The sequence below is a fragment of the Calothrix sp. PCC 7507 genome (genome assembly GCF_000316575.1).
Lineage (GTDB): Bacteria > Cyanobacteriota > Cyanobacteriia > Cyanobacteriales > Nostocaceae > Fortiea.
Genome location: NC_019682.1, coordinates 1,282,371 through 1,302,541 on the forward strand (window position 1 = coordinate 1,282,371; position 20,171 = coordinate 1,302,541).

The window sequence follows — 20,171 nt, forward strand, 5'->3', positions numbered from 1 at the left end:
TGTAAAGAAATGTAAATAGCACGATGCAGGATAAAGTCATTGTCATTGTCGGTGCTACCGGCGGCATTGGTTCAGCCTTAACACGTAAACTTGCCCCCACAGGCGCACGGTTGGTATTAACCGCCAGAGACGCAGTGCGTTTGGCAACACTGGCAGAGGAATTACCAGGGGAAGTTCTGACTGTTTCCTGCGATATCACTGATCCCCAACAAGTAAACACTTTAATCGAAAAAACTGTCACCCAGTTCGGTCAAATCGATGTTTTAGTCAATACAGCTGGTGCTGGTATCCTCAAACCCTATAACAACCTAGAACCAGCTGATTTAGACAAGATGCTAGATATCAACTTAAAAGGCAGCTTTTATACCACTCAAGCAGCAGCCGAAGAGATGCAAAAGCGCAAATCTGGCCATATCTGTAACGTCGTGGGAATCCTGGGCAAACATTCGATGCCAATGGCAGCAGCTTATTCTGCTTCCAAGTTTGGGGTTGTTGGTTTTAGTAAGTGTATGGCAGAAGAACTCAAACGTTTTGGAGTTAAATTCACGTTATTTTACTTTGGTGGTGTAGATTCTCCCTTTTGGGATAATGTCAGCCTCAAGGTAGACCGGAAAAAAATGCTCAGTCCGGAAACTGCTGCTAATGCAATTTTCTTCGCTCTTGCGGCTGATCCGCAAGCTGTGCCAATGGAAATTAATATCCAACCCGACAGTCATCTATTTTTCTAGGTTCAGGAAGCGGTTTGCATATCCAAAACGGCCACACAACTGAGATAATTTTAATAAAACTTAAAACTCTCCGCCGATGCTAAGACTAATTACTGACTTCGACGGCCCGATTATTGATGTTTCCGATCGCTATTATCGTGTTTATCAATTTTGCCTGGAGAAAACCCGCAGCCCAAATCAATCAGTGCAAGAACTTTCTAAAGAAGTATTTTGGCAGTTAAAGCGGGAGCAAGTTCCCGAAAAACAAATCGCCATGAATTCGGGTTTAGATGCCGCACAAGCACAGGAGTTTGCTCAGTTACGGCGGCAAACAGTGCATACAGAGCCTTATTTCCAATATGATAGCCTGATGCCTGGCGCGATCGCCGCACTGTTAAAAATTCAACAAGCTGGCGTCGATTTAGCAGTCATGACAATGCGCCGAGTTTGGGAACTAGACTATGCCTTTAAAAAATACGATTTAGGGAGATTTTTCCCAGAAAATCGCCGTTATTGCCTGAGTAATGACTATGTTAAAACCCGCGATATTGAAGATAAGCCCTTGTTGATGGCGCGGGCGTTAGCAGAACTACCCCCAGCCTGTGATACCTGGATGGTAGGGGACACGGAAGCCGATATCACCGCCGCCAAAAAACATGATATTAAAGTCATGGCTGTAGAGTCTGGTATCCGCGATCGCACTCGCTTAGAACTTTACCACCCCGACTTAATTGTTCAAGATTTGAGCTTTGCCGTAGATTTCATTCTACAGAGCCAACAGGCGGATACAAAACGGCTGGCGATCGGATAGCAGCTGATTAACACTATAAAAGATGGGTAATAGAAACTCATTTCCATTACCCATATAAATCGGAGTCATTGCCCCCAATTTTCATTAGGCAGAATATTACCCTTCAGAAAGCAAAGTTTAGGCTTTAATGATGGGGACTCCCCTACTGCCTATCGCCTTTTAACTGTTTCTGAGCCTCGAATCGCCCTAACGCAGAAAGCTACTAACCAACCACAACAATATAAACGTCAGTACCGTAGAAAACTGATTTGACGTCAGACTAATAAATGGCACTTGCGGCAGTACCCAGCTAGCAGCTAGTCCTCCCACGATTAAGCCGATGATGAGGCCAATCAGAGTGAACAAAACTGCTCTGCCAAACTTATTTTCCTTGCGATTCAGAAAGTAAATACTGATTCCTACTCCAACCACCAAAGCCAACTGTAAAACTTGATCTCCCGCAGCCGGGTAGAACACACTGATAGTACTCAAGCCCAAATACCAGGCTCCAGGTAAAAGTACATCAGCAGGGGTTGGCTGGTCTAGCATTCGCTGTAGCCATGCTGGTGACTGCTCCCGTTGGGTCAGACTTTCTTTAGGAAGTGATTGCACTCGAGTTTCTGGAAAGCGAATCCGCTCAGGTACTTTAATTTTTCCTTCCTGACGCATTCGTAAGCGTTCCATTAAAATCGCATCGTAGGCAACTTCAATTGCTTCTAGACGCTTCGCATCGCCACCACATTGCTCCAATAGGCGATTGCGAGCATCCTGAATTTCATCGAAGCTAGCATCTTCTGATACCCCAAGTTTTTCGTAGGGATTTTGATCGCTCATGGGAGTTTATACTTTAGCCTCTGTCAACGGCAGTCTTTCTGTTGACGGAAAAACAACTTTGAGTTTTATGTTGATCATACCCAGTATATCAACCAGGTTTTTTTGTTCTACCAGGATGGTAACACGGGTTAGTTTAATTAACTTGGAAATTTCAACTATAGCCACTTTAACATATTGTCATAACTCCGTGTATACCCTCATGTCGTTGACCAGTTCTAGCTCTAATCTAGAATTTGAACTAAGAATACCTAAAACACATTTTGTATGGAAAAATTAATTTTTCGGCTTCAGATTTGGTGAAGCAGCCCCGTATTACTCGGCTTAAGCAAGTCAGCAAGCGCGTTTCCGTCAGGAAAAGGGTAGCTGACACAGCTTTAATGGAGTTTTCATCAATGAGTCTTATTCTAGGTGGTAGTATCGATCCGCATATCGATATTAAGATTAAAGCAATTTAGATTACCACCTACTTGATATCCGAAAGTGTTCTAGGTTACAAATCTCCTGTAGCTAAGGTCAGAAGATTTGATCGCTGGAAGTAAAATTAATCAATGCAAGTGTGGATACCAAGATACTCCTAGTTTAATTTTCCATAGCCCTGATTAGAATATTATGTTGGATAATCAGGAAATGCATCCCTTAGCATTGTAGATTCTTCATTATTCCCCGAAAGTGGAAACAGCGTTTTTACGCAATTTTTCTGTTAATCCTATGAATTTTTGTGCAAAGTGATGGTCATGGCTCCTGCCAAGATTCTTGTAGTTGATGACGACCCTGCGGTTCGGAATTTAATCCAACGCTTTTTGATTAAGCAGAACTATCAGGTAGAGGCGGCTGAGGATGGTAAAACAGCCTTAGCACTATTTGAGCAGTTTAACCCTGATCTGGTGATTCTAGATGTGAATCTACCAGATGTTATTGGGTTTAACCTCTGCCAAGAGATGCAAAGTCGTAATGGTGTTTTTGTGCTGATGCTGACTAGTCGAGCAGACGAAGCTGACAAGATTCGCGGCTTTGCTAAAGGTGCTGATGACTATCTCACCAAACCATTTGGTCTGGGAGAACTAGAAGTCAGAGTAGCGGCTATTTTAAGGCGTCAGCGAGTTGTAACTACAGCAGAACAGAAACGCCTGGTATTTGAAAAGTTGATGATTGATCCAGTGCGGCGAGAAGTGGCGCTTAACAACCAACCAGTACTCTTAACCGCTCTGGAATTTGATTTGTTGCATTTTTTAGCCAGCCATCCAGGTCGAGTTTGGCGGCGAGCAGAACTAATTCAAGAGGTGTGGGACTATGAATACGTTGGTGACCAGCGGGTTGTAGATGTGCATATCGGTCAAATTCGTAAGAAGATAGAAATCGATGCCAGCCAGCCGGCATTAATTCAAACAGTACGTGGCGTAGGGTATAAGTTTGAATCTGCTAGTCACCCAGGGCAACTGGAAGCCAATTCTTAAGTCTATAGTCAAGAGTGAAAAAGCTCTGGACTATAGACTAATTGCTCGCCTTTGTAGTGAAATAGCCCTCTTAGGAGGGTTAGCCTGACTGAGCTAAAGCTTACCCCTACGGTTCAGCAAGTTATGCGGCAGTATCACCGCATAACAAGAGTAGAGCAACCATTCCCGCAGGATGTGATTGATTAGTGATTGATCATGAAAAACTTAGACTAGAGTATAAGTCACAATAACATCGTCTAGAACGTGTGTAGTACATTATTATCGCTTAGGCGTAGATTGATACAGGATTTTTACTTAGCTGTGGTGGAACAAAGTTTCTAGATAGACACGGGCAGCACGGCGATCGCTATCTCCATTTTGCAGCAAAAATAATGACAGAGCAGCCGTCAATACTCGGTTTTGATCCCAATCAGGATGGGTTTCTAAGTAGTTCTTGAGAGATTCGTGAAGTGGTTCAGGAATTTCTGTAAAAATGCTAACTGTTGCGTTCATGAGATTTTCCTCCTTTGAGGTCAATCAAGAGTGGCTTTTTACTTGCTGTAGTTAGCTGAGGGCTGAATATACAATTCATTCCCTATCCGATAATCTGGGACAAGATTTGACGTAATTTTACACACGTTGTTGTCAACAGTCGAACAAACTACAACAGCAAGCCGAACTATTGTGCGGCAAGAGGGGGTAGGTTTGTCAATGCTGCGAAATGTTAAAAAGGTTGGTATAAAAAATAATTTACTACGAGATAATCAGCTTTAAAAGCTATTTCTTGTTACACAAGTTAACAATAACTCAGTCTCTAAAATTCTTGTTACGTAGAAGTAAAAAATCCCCAGTAAGACTGCAAGAGCCTATAAACTCGTAAAGCATCTGTGGAAAACTCAAAAAAACCCTGTGGAAACCCTGTGGAATCAGTGAGGAAAATTTCCCCCAATAATAAGAATTACAAAAATCTCATCTTGTGATTCAGCCACACAAATCTACAAATCCCAGCCAAAGAACCAGGGCGGGGAAACCCCGCCCGTACGATTTATGCGCCACATTGGCGGAGCAAGGCAAGCTCACGCTCTTGGAGCTATCTTGCTTTATTAGGGCGATCGCCTGGAGGATTGGCAGGAACACCCAACGCATCCTTTAACTGTTGTTCCGTGACACCCAACTTCGTCGCTGCAGCCGCAAAATCAGGGCGGGGTGGACGTTGATTGCGATCGCCTGGAGGATTAGCAGGAACACCCAACGCATCCTTTAATTGTTGTTCTGTGACACCCAACTTCGTCGCTGCAGCCGCAAAATCAGGGCGGGGTGGGCGTTGTTGTTCGTTGGACGGTTCTGAAGCTTGGGCAATTTGCTGGAATCGATCAGCAGCATTGGCTTGATGGAGTGAAATCAAACCAATAGTGCCAACCATAACAGGAATTGCTGTGAAAACTAGTACTTGACGAACGTTCATTGTTAACCTGGAAACGATAGATTGTTTATATTTATGATTTAAACAACCCAAAATTACAATTTGTGCTGTTTGTAAATTACAGTTTTGTAATTTTTGTCATCGCCAACGGGAATGGGGAAAGAAAAACGGATAATTTTGCAACTTTTTGGTGAGCATTGCCGCTAGGAGTAAACTACCTGGGATTGGCTGCTGGGGAATGGTATTTGTGAAATAGGCTTGTCGTTGAATCCCCAACCAAGCTAAAAATGCTCCTAGGAAAATAGCTAAATAGGCGATCGCTGGAGCAATCCAAATTTGCCCTGACAAGTCAATTTGCCGCAAAAAAGCTACAACAGTTATCAGTACTACCACTCAAAAGAGAACCTGACCTAAACGAGTAGGAAACGTTGGAGATAGTGTCCGTCCCCAAATGAATCCTATCCAGGCCAGTCCTACTAGCTTGACGTATATAGCGGTTCTCAGTTGGATGCAATACAAAATTATATCGTCGCTTGTAGGGTCACGGCACTGCCGTGACCTTATGAGTGTATTGGACTCAAGCGATAACCGCTATAGTTCTAAAAGGTTTGTCAAATGAAGTCTGAAGTATAAAATTACCTTAGCCATCAAGGGATGAAACATAAATATTCAAATGATGTCTATCTAGCTTGAAAAAGTTCTTCAGCTTACAGTGCTGACTGTTGAACTAAAAAATACTTATCCCTAATCCCCAGTTGATGATGGCTACTTATTTATTGCTTTTATTTTTTTCCAGTCTACAATCTGTTATGGCTATTCAAAAAAAAGCAGGAGTTAATTCTTGAATAAGGCTGGGTTTTCTGGAAAACCGCAAGATTCATCAGCTGCCTCTAGTGATGATATTCCAGCGGCTTTGCGCGATACTCCAGATGCAGCACCCAAGGTGGGCGTTAAACCCGTGGTTTTGCTGATTGGGGGAGTAGTGGGATTTGTCTTGCTGGCTGTAATTAGTGGTTTTTTGTTTTTCGTCACTTCACCTAAAAAAACCGCCAAATCTCAACCTACATCAACTAGTTCTGCACCCGCACCCACGCCAGAAACTAGTAATTCTGTCAACTCCCAAATTGACAATAGTGATACTGTGTTGGGGCATTTAGCATATCCAGAAGCACCAGATACAGAACTAGTGGCAATTTCCAGAGATGGACGAACGAGAATGCGAAAAGCTGCTGCTGAAAAGTTTCAAGCAATGGTACAAGCAGCACGCAGTGCAGGTGTAAGTTTAGTGCCAATTTCTGCTTTTCGCTCAGTGAAAGAGCAGGAGCAGTTGTTTTTTAGCGTTGGTGCCCAGCGAAATCAAACCCCGTCTCAAAGAGCCGCTCTCAGCGCTCCACCTGGTCATAGCGAACATCATACAGGCTATGCTGTGGATATCGGCGACGGCGCAGTACCAGCAACTAATCTCCAAGCCAACTTTGATAACACTAAGGCTTATCAGTGGCTACAAGCAAACGCCGCCCGATTTAGTTTTGAAATGTCCTTTCCCAAGGATAATGCTCAAGGGGTGAGTTATGAGCCTTGGCACTGGCGTTTTGTAGGCGATAGTTCTAGTTTAGAAATGTTCTACAAAGCCAAAAACTTGAAACCATCCCCAACACCACAATCAACACCCTGAGCATTTGCTTTGGCTATAGTCAGATCAAAATTGCACGGAAATCGTGCCCAAAACCGTAAACGGCGCATTTGGACGGAGATAATAGCCCTGAGAGTCGAAGGACTGAATGTCGAAGAGGTTCTTAAAGTTCAACCCCACCCGCCAGTTGTCACGTTTGTAAAAAATAGTGGCATCGGTACGGACGTAAGACGGAATATCGAATGTGTTGGGGAGGGATGCGGCGCGATCGCCTACAAAAAACACCCCGCCACCAAACCCTAACCCCTGCAAATCGCCACTTTGAATCTCGTATGTCGTCCATAAACTCCCCCCCTGTCTGGGAGCATTTACTAGCCTATTACCTCTCAGGGTTGGGTCGTTGTCTTCGCTCACAAACGCATCATTAACAAAATATGAAGCGATAATATTCCAACCAGGAAGGATTTCCCCAGATATATCCAATTCAATACCTCGACTTTTTACCTCTCCAGCAGCAATGGAAAAGTCGGTATTGTTGGGATCAGTCGTGGCAACATTTTGCTTGGTAATTTCATAGGCTGCTAATATTGCTGAGAGCTTACCACCCAAAGCTTCGGCTTTAATTCCCACTTCGTACTGTGTCCCACTTTCCGGCGGTAATGTACTTCCAGTTGCTGTTCGTGAAGAGCTAGGATTGAATGAGCTGCTGTAGCTGGCGTACAGCGAAATCGGTTCTATTGGTTGATAGACGATCCCCACGCGAGGTGAGAAGGGACTATCGTAGAAATCCTCTGTTGTGGCATCGCCAATGAGATTGGTACCGCTACCATCTAAATCTTGAGTTCTATTTTTGCGGTTAATAAAATCCACCCTACCACCGACTAATAACTTGAGATTTGGTAGCAAAGAGACTTGATCTTGGAGGTAAAGACCAATGGTATTGCGATCGTATCTCTCCTTGCGAGCCGTCTCAAAACTCGTTGGTAATGGAGAGCCATACACTGGGTTGAACAAATCAATGCTATTAGCCGGGGTGCGGAGAAAATCGTAACCATAAATGTATTTGTTTAAATCCAAACCCAAGAGCATTTGATGTTGAATGGAACCTGTATTAAATTTGCCTACAATTTGGGTTTGCAAAGAATAGTTTTCCAAATAACCAGGACCAGCAGCAAATCTTCTCAATACAGTACGACCGTCTGCATCAATGCTGTCTGGTCGGATAGTTTTCGCATCTTCATTATAAAGTTCAGCAGAAAAGGCACTGCGGAGTTTCAAGTTCTCACTAAAGCGGTGTTCAAATGTCAAATTGACATTATTCGATTCCCGGTAGTAATCTTTGGTATCTGGTTCTCCTAAAAATAGACTGATGGGACGCTGAAAAATAATTGGGTCAGGTGGAGAGCCGTCATAATAAGTTCTATTGACCTTGCTGTACTCATATTCAAAGGTCAAACTTGTGGCATCACTAATTTTGTAAGTTAGTGTAGGTGCGATAAAAAATGATTCTTGATCAACAAAATCAATAAAACTACCAGAACTTTCATAGGCAGTGTTGAGGCGATATAACAATGTTCTCTCTGAGTTGAGAGGCCCAGAAATATCAATTGAGGGACGATAAGTATTGTAGCTGCCAACCGTAAATTCGCCGGAGTAGTAAGGCTGGCTAAGTGGCTGTTTAGTGATGTAATTTACAACCCCACCAGGTTCAAACTGACCATACAACACCGAAGCCGGACCCTTGAGTACTTCTATGCGATCGATATTAGTCGGGTTCACATTGCCATCTTGAGAGTAGAAACCATTTCTCAAGTTGTCGTAAGTCGTAAATCCCCGGATATTGTAATTATCTGTATTACCCGCATAGCCTCCCTGCGGAGTCACACCGCTGACGTTACGCACTGCATCGGAAATCCGAATAATTTTTTGATCCTCAATTACTTTCTGAGGGATTACCTGTATTGACTGCGGTACATCGCGGATTGGGGTATCTGTTTTAGTTGCCGTTGATGCGTCTGGTACACGATATCCGTCTTGTTCACCTGTAACTACTAGTTCAATTGGGGTTTCATTCTCGGATGTTTCGCTTCTAGGTTGAACTGTATCTGGTGTTTCTGGTTGTTGTTGAGATTGAGAAACAACTGGTTTCACACTGAAAATTAAACCTTCATCACTATCAAATAACTCGATTTTGGGTATGCTTGTTTCACCTGTGACAATGAGCCGAATACTATTGACATCTGGGTTATTAGCAGTCACCAAAGTAATTCCTTTGGTGGGGTTTTCTTGGCGGAAAGTATTACCAGATGCTAAACGCAGTTGAGCTACAGGAATATCAACAATATAGTTATTGCCATCACTTTTAGGCAAAAGTTGCAGTTTTTCTGCCTCTTTAGTTTCTAAAATTATCTCCAAGCCTGTTTCTGTTTGATTGACTTTGATACCTGTAACTTGTACAACTACTGCTTGATTAGATTGTTGTGCTAATAAAAAAGCAGCGTTAGTCACGGAAGGCTCTATTGCACATACTGATGGTATTGCCAGAATAGATAGAAAGCTAGTTACCCACACACCAGCAATTAGTTGACAGTTTTTTAACATTTTCACTCGCAATAAAATCTCAAACGATCGCATCAATCAAGAAAGCGAAATGACAGATTTAGAAAAAGATGGGATAAGTGCGATCTCTCAATTGCTATCGCTGCAAAGGTTCTAAGGTGTCTGTAGGATTTAAGGTATCTAGTCGTCGCCGATATGACCACATCACCCAACCAGTGACGGACAAAATCAACGGTGCAAGTCCCACAAACACATAGAGAATACGGGTCGGCAACCCCCAAAAAGTGCCGTAGTGCAGAGGTGTAAAAGAATTCAGGACGCGATCGCCTAATGGCAGCGATAGTCCATTTTGTAATCGCAAGACTGCTCCACTAAACTGATCAAGATAAACAGCACTATCGCCGTAATCATTAGACTCTTGGGGTTGTTTTTTATAAATGGCAAATGCATCTTCTGGTTTGCTGGGAAAGGTAATGTAAGTTGTCACCGCACCTGGTAAAGCTGCATCCGCTTTTTGCAAGATTTCTGCCAATCCTAATGGTGGCTTGCCAGTCACTGGTTTAGAGATAGGCTCTGGCAAATTTGGCGTTGAGGTGACAGCATAGATTGCAGGTTTAGTGAAATCATAAAAATTCCAGCAGAAACCTGTAAAGGCAATCAGTCCCAAAAATACAGCGGTAATGATGCCAAAAACTTTATGAATATCGAAGTTGACACGTTTTGGATGCGCTTGCCATTTAATTTTGAAACCATTAATCAGCCTTCTCCAACCAGGCCAGAGAATGATACCTGTAATGCTGAGGATCAATAACAGCAGCGCCGCAATGCCAACAATAATTTCTCCAGTTCTACCTGCCAGTAGTGCATAGTGCAGTTTAAAAACGATACCCCAGAAAGAGCTTTCCCATTGGCGATCGCCCATGATTGCTCCACTATAGGGATTGACAAATACATTAATCTGTGCATCGTTGGGTGTTTTCAAATACACTGTATAGGTGCTGTTTTTTGGCAGCATATTCATCGATCTGAGTTTGAGTTCGGGTTGATTGGCGTAGGTTGTTTTGACGTTGTTGAGTATAGTCTCCATAGAAACGCGCTGTTCTTGAGGCGACACCTGCCCAAATTGCTGACTGACTTGCCAGCGATTAATTTCTTGCTCAAAGACCAGTAAGCTACCTGTCAAGCCGATGATAATTAGGATTAATCCGACGAATAAACCTATGTAGCGATGGAGGTAAAAAGATAGGTTGCGAATTTTTTGAGATTTCATTGTATGTTCTCCTCATTAACTCAGCTTTTGGATCAGGTCAAACAATTTTGGATTTTGGATTTTGGATTTTGGATTGACCCCATAAATAAATTTGCTTGCTCTGTAGCATCAAGGAATTATTGGTCAAAACCGTTTTATTACAAAAGATTTGCAATAGTTTAGGAAGAGATATGGGCAAATTACTTCCATATCCCAGATTTATATTTTTTACAAACACCATAAATACAGAAACTCTTGCCTAAAATTGCTCAAATAAGCACAATATTCTCTATTTTCCTACCGCAAGCAGCAATAATTTATCGCTTATGGCTGTGCTTTAGTAACTAAAGAGATCAATCAACACTCACGAATCTTCTCAATAGATTAAGAAAACATGACAATTTATTGATAGTATTTATCAATTTTTATGGAAATGAGTAGGGAATAGGTAAATAACTATTCCCTGTTAACGAAATTACTCACCATTAATTCCCAGTGGCGGGAGCTTCTGGCGCTGCGGCTGGCGATTCTTGACGAGAACGACGTAAAGACTCCACCAAGCTGCTTTGACTTGCAGGTCTGGCTTGCTCTGTTCGCCGACGACGGCGATTTTTAGTTGGTTGTGTTCCAGATGATGAATCACTCACCGCAGACTCGCGTCTTGTCCGACGGAGGAACTCTCTTAAACTTCCACGATTATTAGATGCTCTGCTTTCCGATGTGGTTTCTGCTTTTTCAGGCAGTAAACGCCGGCTGATTCTAGATTCTGTCTCAGATGCAGGTGTGAGCGATCGCCTGCGTCTGGTTTGCGGTTCTCTAGTACTTTCACCAGAATTATCTGTATTACTTGATGCTTCTAACCGCCGTCTTCTAGGAGTCTCTTCTGTTGAACTGTTATTGTTAGCAGCTGCTTGTTGGTTTCTTTCTTCTACTTCTCTTTGTTGTCTGCGTTTTTGGGCTTCGCTGTGTCGCCGTGAACCTTGGATAGCAAATTCTGTTGCTATTGATACCCCTTGTCTACCACCAGTTGCAGGTTTTAATTTCCAGTCACGCGCTTGTCTAGCAGTTTCTTCATCTAATTCACGATTGCCACTAGAACGAGCAATCCGCACATTAGTAACATTCCCATCGGAATCAGTATCAACTGCTACCTCTACTCTGCCCTCAACTCCTCGCCGTCTAGCAGCTTCTGGATATTTGGCGTTACATTCACGACAAGCTGCACGACCATTACCACCGTTACGATTGACTGGTGCAGGTGGAGCTTCAATGGCTGGGGTTCTCGGTGCTGTAGCAACTGGAGAGCCACTACCAACACCAGAGCCGGTACCACTGCCAACACCAGAGCCGGTACCACTACCAACACCAGAGCCGGTACCACTACCAACACCAGAGCCAGAGCCACTGCCAATACCAGAGCCGCTACCACTACCAATGCCAGTACCGCTACCAGTACTACTGGCAACACCACTTCCGCCACTCCCAGTTAGAACAGAGGAACCACCGCCACCTCCTCCGCCACCTCCACCTGCTGCTGTTCTGTCTTTAATTTCATCTGGTGAACTAGGCTTACTGACTTGATTTGCAGATGCAGCCGCTATCTTGGGCGTATTCTGTCTGATTGGTTCTCGATTTTGCTCTTCTCGAACAATCTTTTGTACTGGTACATTTTTAACTTGAGCCTGTATTTCCTCAATTTTCTGTTTAGGAGGTTCAGGGATGAAAGTATTTTTTTCCGGTATTTTGGGGTTTTCCGGTTTTATTTCTGCTTCCGGAGCTTTCGTGACTTCTGCTTGTGGAGTTTCAACAATTGCCACTTCAATTGGTTCTGCGTCTAAATCTGGTACTCTCGACAAAAGATTGCCTATACCTGATGTCAGAACACCAGCATGTACTGCTAGCGAACCCATGAAACTATAAACCAGAAAAGACCTAAGAGCCACAGCTTCCTTAGAACGCTGCGCGACAGCAATGTCTGTAAAGCTCATATATATTGCTATTGATTCTCACTAATTAGAGTCATCTTAAAATGGTTATATCCAAAATATCAAGTAAAAAGCTGGAAATGTTTCCTGATGCGGGTAAGCGCAGAAAAGCTCCAGAACTATTTTTCAGTCCCTAATCCTCCCAGCAAAGGAAATTATTGAGATTTGGATAACAAGATATTGTGAATCACAATTAAAAAGACTTGAAATAAATTTGCATTATACTGTATCCTCTTTTGATAAAGACTCTCAACTTGAATAAAGATTTTGCTAGTCTGACTGTGTATTAGACTGCTTGCAAGAGGCGGGGAAAGGGAAAAATGGAAATTTAATTTCTTTAATCCTTCCCCTTAGTTAGACTTCTGCAAGAAGTTTGTTGTTGATTCATGACGAGGCTCTAAATGGGAATTAAGAATCTGTTTGAAGCAGGCGGCGTGGTGATGTGGCCGCTGTTGGGATTTTCGGTGTTGGCGGTGGCGTTGATTATTGAGCGTGTCAAGTTTTGGATTCAAATTAACAACCGTCAAAGCCGTGTGGTAAGAGACGTGTTGAATCTCTATCGGCTAGATAACGTAGTTGGTGCAATAGATAAACTACAGAAAAATGCAGACTTACCACTCGCACGCATTTTTCTGGCCGCTTTAGAATTAGAAGAACCAAATCCAGAAGAGTTTCGGCTGGCATTAGAAAGTGAAGCCCAAGCAGAGATACCTTTGCTCAAACGGTTCCAAAATATCCTGGAGACAGTCATTGGTTTAGCACCACTATTAGGTCTTCTGGGTACTGTGTTAGGCTTGATTACTTCCTTTGCGTCCTTGAATCTGGGTGATGTTGGGGGTACAAAAACCACAGGTGTGACAGCCGGGATCAGTGAAGCTTTGGTGTCTACAGCATCAGGGTTGGTAGTTGCCATATTTGTACTGTTATTTGCCAACTCCTTTCGAGGACTGTACCAGCGTCAAATAGCGCTGATTCAAGAATATGGGGGACAATTAGAGCTACTATACCGCCGTCGCTACGAACGAGGAGAGAAAACCTATGCGTCTACCAGATGAACCAGATTTGCCGCCACAAATCAACATCGTGCCGATGATTGATGTGATATTTGCAATTTTGACATTTTTCATTATGTCAACGTTGTTTCTCACCAGATCAGAAGGGTTGCCAGTAAATTTACCAAAAGCAGCAACCGCCAAACAACAGCAAGTGCCTACTCGAATTACAATCACGGTAGATGAAAAAGGAGAGGTGAGCCTCAATCGCCAAGCAATTGCAGTTGATGCTTTGACGGATAAATTACGGACTTTAGTCAGTGCTAAATCAGAAGCATTGGTAATTATTAATGCTGATGAAAAAGTAGGACATGGTAAGGTAGTCGCGGTCATGGATCGGGTACGTCAGGTAGAAGGAGCAAAATTAGCGATCGCTACCCAAAAACCCTAAGGAACGTAGATTAAATAAAGTGCAAAAGTAGGGTGTGTTAGCGGAGCGTAACGCACCATTCCCATTTCAATCAGAATTGCAGGTTATTAAATTTTCATTCCTAACTGCAAATAAAGCATCCCACAGCTGACAGCCGTGGGATTGTCAACTTTAACAGTAAACAGTAAACAGTTAAATCCTTGGGTCTAATGGTGGAAGGTGTTAGTGGCGGGTTTAAATTCCCCAGCATACGCTTGATAACTGATAACTGATAACTGATAACTGTTTTAATTCCGTCGTCTGCTAGCAGAGTTGCGGTTATTTTGTGGAGATACCCCATCTGCTGATTTTTTGTACTTCAGAGGACTCTGGCGATGAAAATAGCCCTCCATAATTTCTAAAATCATCGGCGCTGCAATACTACCGCCACCACCACCAGAATGTTCAGCGAAAGCCACCACTAAAATTTCCGGCTTATCAGCCGGCGCATAAGCACCAAACCAAGCATGATTTTGTTTGACTCCCCGTTGCCAAGCTTCTGCTGTACCACTCTTACCAGCAACTGGTGGGACTGTTGGCTGATTTAGAGCCTTACCTGTACCTTCAGCAACCACCTTCCGCAGCCCCTGACGAAGAATTTTAATAGTTTCTGGCTTCATATTTAAGGATGAGCGCCAGCTTTTAGCCTCTTCATTATCTTTGAGTAAATGCGGCTGAACTCTATAACCACCATTCGCTGGTACCGCAAACATAACAGCCACTTGTAGAGGTGTAGTTTGTAAAGCACCTTGACCGATGGACATATTAATGCTGTCACCTACAGTCCAAGGCATCTTCCAATTTTTCTGCTTCCACACCTCATCAGGAACTAAACCTTTTGTTTCTTCAGAAGCAAACTCAAAACCGGTTTTTTTGCCAAATCCATATTTACGCGTCCATTCAATCAAAGTTGGCCCGCCAACACCCCTACCAATTTGATAGAAGAAAGTATCGCTACTCCACTGTAATGCTCCCACAAAACCTAAAGGGCCAAATCCAGCATGATTCCACTCACCAAAACGAGTGCCACCAATGTTCAAAGAACTATAGGTTTGTAACACTGTATTCGGAGAAAATTTACCCGATTCTAGCCCAGCTGTTGTGGTGACAATTTTGAAGGTACTGGCAGGAGGAAAGGCACTAAGAGCGCGATTGACCAAGGGATGATCTGCACCTTGTACAGTCTCCCAATCTTTTTTGCTCAGTCTTTGTTTAGAGAAAATATTAGGGTCAAAAGTAGGGTGAGACACCATTGCTAAAACAGCACCATTTTTGGGATCAAGTGCGACGATCGCACCATTGCGATTACCCAAAGCTTTTTCTGCCGACTTTTGCACATCCCAATCGATAGTCAAGTGCAAATCTTTACCAGCCTTGGCTTGTTTCTCGCCTAAAACTCGGAGTGGCCGACCCGCTCCATCCACCTCTACTTGCTGACCACCCCATTCGCCTCTTAGTGTCTTTTCATAAGCCTTTTCGATCCCCATCTGACCAATCACATCTCCCAATCGATAGCCTTGCTGCTTCTTCTGTTGCAGCTGCTCGGCGGTCAGTTCACGGGTATAACCTAGTATATGAGCCAATTCCCTGCCGTGCGGATAATAGCGAACAGCTTCTGCATGTACTTCTACATCTTTGAGTTCCGCTTGGTACTCCTTCAATGCCGTGATTTGAGCTTCATTCAAATCACGAGCAATGCGGATCAGCGTAGAAGAGTTAGCAGCAGAAGCATTAGCACCTGCCTGTTCTAGTTTCTCTTGAATTTCCGATTGGGGAATTTGCAGAATTTGGGATAGGCGGGGACCCACAACTGACCATGAAGGTTTAGTATGGGCCATTGGCCATAAATATACAGAACGTGGATAGCGCGTACTAGCTAAGAGTTTGCCATTGCGATCGAAGATGTTGCCCCGTTCCGGTTGTTTAGGAATCATCCGAATCCGGTTAGACTCAGCTCGCTCTCGATGACGTGATCCTTGCACAATTTGTAAATATGCCAAACGCACACCGATTCCAGCCGTCATTAATAGGGTGAATATAATCAAAAATATCGGCTGGAAATTCCGTCCTACAGTGCGCGTGTCTTTTTTTTGACCAAGTGGCGATGGTTGCAATAAAGTCATAGGACAAAATGGATTTTTACAATTAGTATATTTAGATACAATAAAACTTAATTACTACTGTTGATTGGTTGCGGAACTATTGGGATTGCATATTTTTTGTAATTTGTTTTTCCGATGAGGGTATGTTTAGAGTTTAAACTTTTCCCCTTGACATTTTTCTAACTTCTATAGCTGTAAATAGACATCTTAGAGCAGATGGATGAGCTATAATACTTGCCCGATAACATTTTTGACCCCGTTCCCCGTTTCCTGTTCCCCATTCGCTATTATACAAACCATCTCCATACTTAGTCCCCATTAATACTTTGTCTATTGTGGGTATTAGACGCAGAATGACGAGATGGGGTTTCCGATTCTTGAGCGTGGGGTTTTGCATATTTGCCGGGATACTTGTGCTGAAAATAAGCTTCCAACACTTGTAAAACCATTGGGCCACAAACAGTACCGCCATGATCGCCAGAATTTTCACCAAATGCGACAACCACAATTTCTGGCTTATTGCTGGGGGCATAAGCACCAAACCAAGTATGATTAGGGCGACCAGTCCCAGCTTCAGCAGTACCACTCTTGCCAGAGGCTGGAGCAATTGAGGGTACGTTCAAACTCTTACCTGTACCCTCACTTACGACTTTCCGCAATCCCTCATGTAAGACTTTGATGGTAGACGGTTTCATATTCAACGGCGATCGCCAGCTTTTTGCTTCTTCATGATCTTTGAGTAAATGTGGCTTCACCCGATACCCACCATTTGCAGGAACAGCAAACATAATTGCTGACTGTAGTGGTGTGACTTGCAACGCACCTTGACCAATTGACATATTAATGCTGTCGCCTACAGTCCAGGGCGTTCTTAAAACTTTCTGCTTCCAAATTTCATCTGGAACTAAACCTTTTGATTCTTCGTTAGCAAATTCAATCCCGGTTTTTTGACCAAACCCATATTTACGACTCCACGCAATCAAAGTTGGGCCACCGACTCTTCTGCCAACTTGATAAAAGAAAGTATCACTACTCATAGCGATCGCTCTGGGAAATCCCAACGGGCCAAACCCGGCGTGATTCCATTCACCAAAAGTTACCCCACCCACAGTCAGAGAGCCGAAGGTCTGTAATACTGTATCTGGAGAAAATTTCCCCGATTCCAACCCCGCTGAAGTCGTAATAATTTTGAAAGTACTGGCGGGTGGAAAGGCACTGAGGGAGCGATTTACCAAAGGATGTTCTTTACCTTTTAACGTTTCCCAGTCTTGCTGGGAGAGTTTTTGCTTGGAGAAGATATTTGGATCAAACGTGGGGTGAGAGGTCATGACTAAAACAGCACCGTTATTGGGGTCAATAGCGATAATTGCCCCTTGGTACTTACCTAAAGCTTTATCTGCAGCTCTTTGCAGATCCAAATCTATGGTCAAGTGCAAATCTTTACCAGCTTTTGCCTGTTTTTCTCCCAACACCCGCAGTGGCCGACCTGCATTATCTACTTCTACTTGCTGACCACCCCATTCACCCCGCAATAACTGCTCATAGGCTTTCTCCACACCCATTTGACCAATTACATCTCCCAAGCGATAGCCTGACTCCTTCTTGTCTTGTAGCTGTGTAGGGGTCAATTCTCGCGTATAACCCAGTATATGAGCCAATTCCTTCCCATGAGGGTAGTAGCGGACGGCTTCTGTATTAATTTCTACCTCTGGTAGCTCATCTTTATATTCCTTGAGTGCGGTGATTTGTGCTTCGTTTAAATCACGAGCAATCCTGACGAGTGAAGACGAATTGACACCAGCCTGTTCTAATTTCTTTTCCATCTCCGCTCTTGACATATTCAGAATTTTTTCCAGACGCGGAGCCACAACTGACCAGGATGGCTTATTGTGTGCCATTGGCCACAAATATACAGAGTGAGGATAACGAGTGCTAGCTAGAAGTTTGCCATTACGGTCAAAAATATTGCCCCGCTCTGGTTGTTTGAGAATCATCCGAATCCGGTTTGCTTCGGCTCTTTGCCGGAATTTTGGCCCTTCAAGGATTTGCAAATACGCCAAACGTATGTCAATAGCGGCCATCATTAATAAAGTCAATACGATTAAAAATATCGACTGGCGACCACGTCCTACTGTACGTGTATCTTTTTTGCTGCCAATTGAAAATGATGGTAATAAAGCCATAAGACAAACAAGATTCTAAGATTGGCGTTACTCGCAATTTCTAGTCTAAACTGCTACCCAGTATTCAGCAGAATTGAGGGAGTATATTCCTAATCAACTGTTTTTGCCGGATACAATAAACCAAAGTGTAATCTGTAGTCAGCTTAATCGACTACAGCAATGATCACATCACATAAGATCACGGCATTCTACTGAGGACTATGGCTCAAACTGTGACGCAGAATCAGAGGGAGATAATGGCTTTGCAGCCGCTTGATGTTGAGCTGCGTAACGTGTTCAAGTTTTTTAACCAAGAACCAGCAGTCAATGGCATAGACTTGGATGTCAGACAGGGGGAGTTCTTTAGTATCTTAGGTCCCTCTGGTTGTGGCAAGACAACTATACTGCGCTTAATCGCTGGTTTTGAAAAAGCTGATGCTGGCAAGGTATTGATTCAGGGTCAGTCTATGACTAATGTCCCTCCTTACCGCCGCCCTGTCAATACGGTATTTCAGAGCTATGCACTGTTCAATCACTTAAATGTGTGGGATAACATTGCTTTTGGACTGCGGTTGAAAAAATTCCGCAAATCAGAAATTGCTCACAGAGTCCAAGAAGCATTAAGTTTGGTGAAAATGGAAAGCTTGCGATCGCGTTTTCCTCGTCAACTCTCTGGTGGTCAACAGCAGCGAGTCGCTTTAGCCAGGGCTTTAGTCAATCGCCCATCTGTGGTACTACTGGATGAACCCTTGGGAGCTTTAGATTTAAAACTACGTAAGGAAATGCAGGTCGAGTTATTAAATTTACACAAAAATTTAGAATTGACCTTTGTCATGGTAACTCACGATCAGGAAGAAGCACTGTCTTTATCTGATCGGATTGCTGTGATCAATCAAGGCAAAATTGAGCAAATTGGCACTCCTAGCGAAATTTACGAATTTCCTCGGTCATCTTTTGTAGCTGATTTTATCGGTGATACTAATTTATTCAGCGGTGAAATCATTGAGGTAGACGCCTCTAACATCCAAATAGAGACAAAAACCGGACTGAAAATAGTCGTTACCCGTAGAGAGGATACACCTACTGAATTATCGCAAGCAGTGGTAGTCAGCGTCCGCCCAGAAAAAATTCAGCTGTCACTTTATCCACCGAATTTACCCACTAACTGCTATGAAGGACGGCTTGTCAATGTCATGTATTTGGGGACGCACGTTAATTATGTTGTGGAATTGACCAACGGGATTAGCATCAACGTTTTGCAGCCTAACACCTTTGGTGGCTTACCAGACCCCAATACACCGATTTATGCTTGGTGGGCAGAAACTGATTGTTTGGCGATTTGTCAATAGTCATTTGTCAATAGTCATTTGTCATTGGTCATTTGTTATTGGATGGTGACAAATTAAAAAATCTCAATGACAATTGCAGACGAAGAGTAACAACTGAATAAATGGCAGCAAAGCGTTTTCAAGATTTACAGGTTTATCAACTATCAGAACGATTAGCAGATGACATTTGGAAAATGGTTGACGGATGGAATTTTTTTGCCAAAGATACGATTGGTAAACAAATTGTCCGTTCAGCAGATAGCATTGGTGCCAACATAGCAGAAGGACTAGGAAGAGGTAGTTATCAAGAAAATAAACGTTTTGTCAAAATAGCAAGAGGTTCTTTAAATGAAACTCAACATTGGTTAAGACGAGCTTACACTCGTAATCTCTTGACTAATGAGCAAATAGATGCGACTAAAACAATCATTGACGAACTAGCACCCAAATTAAACTCATATTTAAACTCAATCGGTAACATACCAAACGACAAATGACAAATGAC

The 20,171-nt window shown here is 43.1% G+C and carries 16 protein-coding genes and 1 pseudogene; 8 read left to right on the forward strand and 9 right to left on the reverse strand.

What is annotated here, in order from left to right:
* The first annotated feature begins 23 nt into the window (after positions 1–23).
* Both CAL7507_RS05760 and CAL7507_RS05765 read left to right on the forward strand, forming a co-directional pair.
* The gene (locus tag CAL7507_RS05760; protein WP_015127506.1) at positions 24–728 is read left to right on the forward strand and encodes an SDR family oxidoreductase; all 705 of its coding nucleotides are present in this window, start codon (positions 24–26) and stop codon (positions 726–728) included.
* Between the two features lie 76 nt (positions 729–804).
* Entirely contained in the window at positions 805–1,518 is a 714-nt protein-coding gene (locus tag CAL7507_RS05765; protein WP_015127507.1) for an HAD family hydrolase, read from the forward strand.
* 186 nt (positions 1,519–1,704) lie between these two features.
* Here CAL7507_RS05765 and CAL7507_RS05770 read toward each other — a convergent pair whose 3' ends face one another.
* Positions 1,705–2,331: a CPP1-like family protein gene (locus tag CAL7507_RS05770; RefSeq protein ID WP_015127508.1), complete on the reverse strand. Its 627-nt coding sequence runs from the start codon at positions 2,329–2,331 to the stop codon at positions 1,705–1,707.
* Between the two features lie 734 nt (positions 2,332–3,065).
* Here CAL7507_RS05770 and CAL7507_RS05775 point away from each other — a divergent pair.
* A complete protein-coding gene (locus CAL7507_RS05775; protein ID WP_042341203.1) occupies positions 3,066–3,785 on the forward strand; it encodes a response regulator transcription factor in 720 nt (239 codons plus the stop codon).
* Positions 3,786–4,079: 294 nt separating this feature from the next.
* Here CAL7507_RS05775 and CAL7507_RS05780 read toward each other — a convergent pair whose 3' ends face one another.
* The 3 genes and pseudogenes from CAL7507_RS05780 to CAL7507_RS05790 form a co-directional block, all read right to left on the reverse strand.
* Positions 4,080–4,277: a DUF2811 domain-containing protein gene (locus tag CAL7507_RS05780; RefSeq protein ID WP_015127510.1), complete on the reverse strand. Its 198-nt coding sequence runs from the start codon at positions 4,275–4,277 to the stop codon at positions 4,080–4,082.
* A 577-nt stretch (positions 4,278–4,854) separates the two neighbouring features.
* Positions 4,855–5,229, reverse strand: a complete 375-nt coding sequence (locus tag CAL7507_RS05785; RefSeq protein WP_015127511.1) for a hypothetical protein — start codon at positions 5,227–5,229, stop codon at positions 4,855–4,857.
* A 150-nt stretch (positions 5,230–5,379) separates the two neighbouring features.
* A pseudogene (locus CAL7507_RS05790) lies at positions 5,380–5,580 on the reverse strand (AEC family transporter); the annotation flags it as partial.
* A 448-nt stretch (positions 5,581–6,028) separates the two neighbouring features.
* Between CAL7507_RS05790 and CAL7507_RS05795 the strand changes: the two are divergent.
* Positions 6,029–6,862: a D-alanyl-D-alanine carboxypeptidase family protein gene (locus tag CAL7507_RS05795; RefSeq protein ID WP_015127512.1), complete on the forward strand. Its 834-nt coding sequence runs from the start codon at positions 6,029–6,031 to the stop codon at positions 6,860–6,862.
* 24 nt (positions 6,863–6,886) lie between these two features.
* On the opposite strand, the gene CAL7507_RS05800 is transcribed toward CAL7507_RS05795, so the two are convergent.
* The 3 genes from CAL7507_RS05800 to CAL7507_RS05815 form a co-directional block, all read right to left on the reverse strand.
* The gene (locus CAL7507_RS05800) at positions 6,887–9,421 is read right to left on the reverse strand and encodes a TonB-dependent siderophore receptor (RefSeq protein WP_144051194.1); all 2,535 of its coding nucleotides are present in this window, start codon (positions 9,419–9,421) and stop codon (positions 6,887–6,889) included.
* 94 nt (positions 9,422–9,515) lie between these two features.
* A complete protein-coding gene (locus CAL7507_RS05805) occupies positions 9,516–10,649 on the reverse strand; it encodes a PepSY domain-containing protein (RefSeq protein ID WP_015127514.1) in 1,134 nt (377 codons plus the stop codon).
* Between the two features lie 464 nt (positions 10,650–11,113).
* Entirely contained in the window at positions 11,114–12,616 is a 1,503-nt protein-coding gene (locus tag CAL7507_RS05815) for a TonB family protein (protein ID WP_015127515.1), read from the reverse strand.
* A 398-nt stretch (positions 12,617–13,014) separates the two neighbouring features.
* On the opposite strand from CAL7507_RS05815, the gene CAL7507_RS05820 reads away from it, so the two are divergent.
* Positions 13,015–13,668: a MotA/TolQ/ExbB proton channel family protein gene (locus CAL7507_RS05820; protein WP_015127516.1), complete on the forward strand. Its 654-nt coding sequence runs from the start codon at positions 13,015–13,017 to the stop codon at positions 13,666–13,668.
* Positions 13,652–14,056: a biopolymer transporter ExbD gene (locus CAL7507_RS05825; RefSeq protein ID WP_015127517.1), complete on the forward strand. Its 405-nt coding sequence runs from the start codon at positions 13,652–13,654 to the stop codon at positions 14,054–14,056. The genes CAL7507_RS05820 and CAL7507_RS05825 overlap by 17 nt, the downstream gene beginning before the upstream one ends.
* Positions 14,057–14,322: 266 nt before the next feature.
* On the opposite strand, the gene mrdA (CAL7507_RS05830) is transcribed toward CAL7507_RS05825, so the two are convergent.
* Both mrdA (CAL7507_RS05830) and mrdA (CAL7507_RS05835) read right to left on the reverse strand, forming a co-directional pair.
* Complete coding sequence (gene mrdA / locus CAL7507_RS05830; RefSeq protein WP_015127518.1) at positions 14,323–16,197, reverse strand: penicillin-binding protein 2; 1,875 nt, start codon at positions 16,195–16,197, stop codon at positions 14,323–14,325.
* A gap of 287 nt (positions 16,198–16,484) precedes the next feature.
* The gene (mrdA, locus tag CAL7507_RS05835; protein WP_015127520.1) at positions 16,485–18,359 is read right to left on the reverse strand and encodes a penicillin-binding protein 2; all 1,875 of its coding nucleotides are present in this window, start codon (positions 18,357–18,359) and stop codon (positions 16,485–16,487) included.
* A 200-nt stretch (positions 18,360–18,559) separates the two neighbouring features.
* On the opposite strand from mrdA (CAL7507_RS05835), the gene CAL7507_RS05840 reads away from it, so the two are divergent.
* Positions 18,560–19,687 carry an ABC transporter ATP-binding protein gene (locus CAL7507_RS05840; protein WP_042341206.1) on the forward strand — a complete coding sequence of 376 codons (1,128 nt, stop codon included), beginning with the start codon at positions 18,560–18,562 and terminating at the stop codon, positions 19,685–19,687.
* A 101-nt stretch (positions 19,688–19,788) separates the two neighbouring features.
* A complete protein-coding gene (locus CAL7507_RS05845) occupies positions 19,789–20,163 on the forward strand; it encodes a four helix bundle protein (RefSeq protein ID WP_015127522.1) in 375 nt (124 codons plus the stop codon).
* Positions 20,164–20,171 lie beyond the last annotated feature (8 nt).

Bases quoted from the DNA above. Each gene is read 5' to 3' on its own strand.
- CAL7507_RS05760 (WP_015127506.1), top strand. From the start codon at position 24: ATGCAGGATAAAGTCATTGTCATTGTCGGTGCTACCGGCGGCATTGGT.
- CAL7507_RS05765 (WP_015127507.1), top strand. From the start codon at position 805: ATGCTAAGACTAATTACTGACTTCGACGGCCCGATTATTGATGTTTCC.
- CAL7507_RS05770 (WP_015127508.1), bottom strand. From the start codon at position 2,331: ATGAGCGATCAAAATCCCTACGAAAAACTTGGGGTATCAGAAGATGCT.
- CAL7507_RS05775 (WP_042341203.1), top strand. From the start codon at position 3,066: ATGGCTCCTGCCAAGATTCTTGTAGTTGATGACGACCCTGCGGTTCGG.
- CAL7507_RS05780 (WP_015127510.1), bottom strand. From the start codon at position 4,277: ATGAACGCAACAGTTAGCATTTTTACAGAAATTCCTGAACCACTTCAC.
- CAL7507_RS05785 (WP_015127511.1), bottom strand. From the start codon at position 5,229: ATGAACGTTCGTCAAGTACTAGTTTTCACAGCAATTCCTGTTATGGTT.
- CAL7507_RS05800 (WP_144051194.1), bottom strand. From the start codon at position 9,421: ATGTTAAAAAACTGTCAACTAATTGCTGGTGTGTGGGTAACTAGCTTT.
- CAL7507_RS05805 (WP_015127514.1), bottom strand. From the start codon at position 10,649: ATGAAATCTCAAAAAATTCGCAACCTATCTTTTTACCTCCATCGCTAC.
- CAL7507_RS05815 (WP_015127515.1), bottom strand. From the start codon at position 12,616: ATGAGCTTTACAGACATTGCTGTCGCGCAGCGTTCTAAGGAAGCTGTG.
- CAL7507_RS05820 (WP_015127516.1), top strand. From the start codon at position 13,015: ATGGGAATTAAGAATCTGTTTGAAGCAGGCGGCGTGGTGATGTGGCCG.
- CAL7507_RS05825 (WP_015127517.1), top strand. From the start codon at position 13,652: ATGCGTCTACCAGATGAACCAGATTTGCCGCCACAAATCAACATCGTG.
- mrdA (WP_015127518.1), bottom strand. From the start codon at position 16,197: ATGACTTTATTGCAACCATCGCCACTTGGTCAAAAAAAAGACACGCGC.
- mrdA (WP_015127520.1), bottom strand. From the start codon at position 18,359: ATGGCTTTATTACCATCATTTTCAATTGGCAGCAAAAAAGATACACGT.
- CAL7507_RS05840 (WP_042341206.1), top strand. From the start codon at position 18,560: ATGGCTCAAACTGTGACGCAGAATCAGAGGGAGATAATGGCTTTGCAG.
- CAL7507_RS05845 (WP_015127522.1), top strand. From the start codon at position 19,789: ATGGCAGCAAAGCGTTTTCAAGATTTACAGGTTTATCAACTATCAGAA.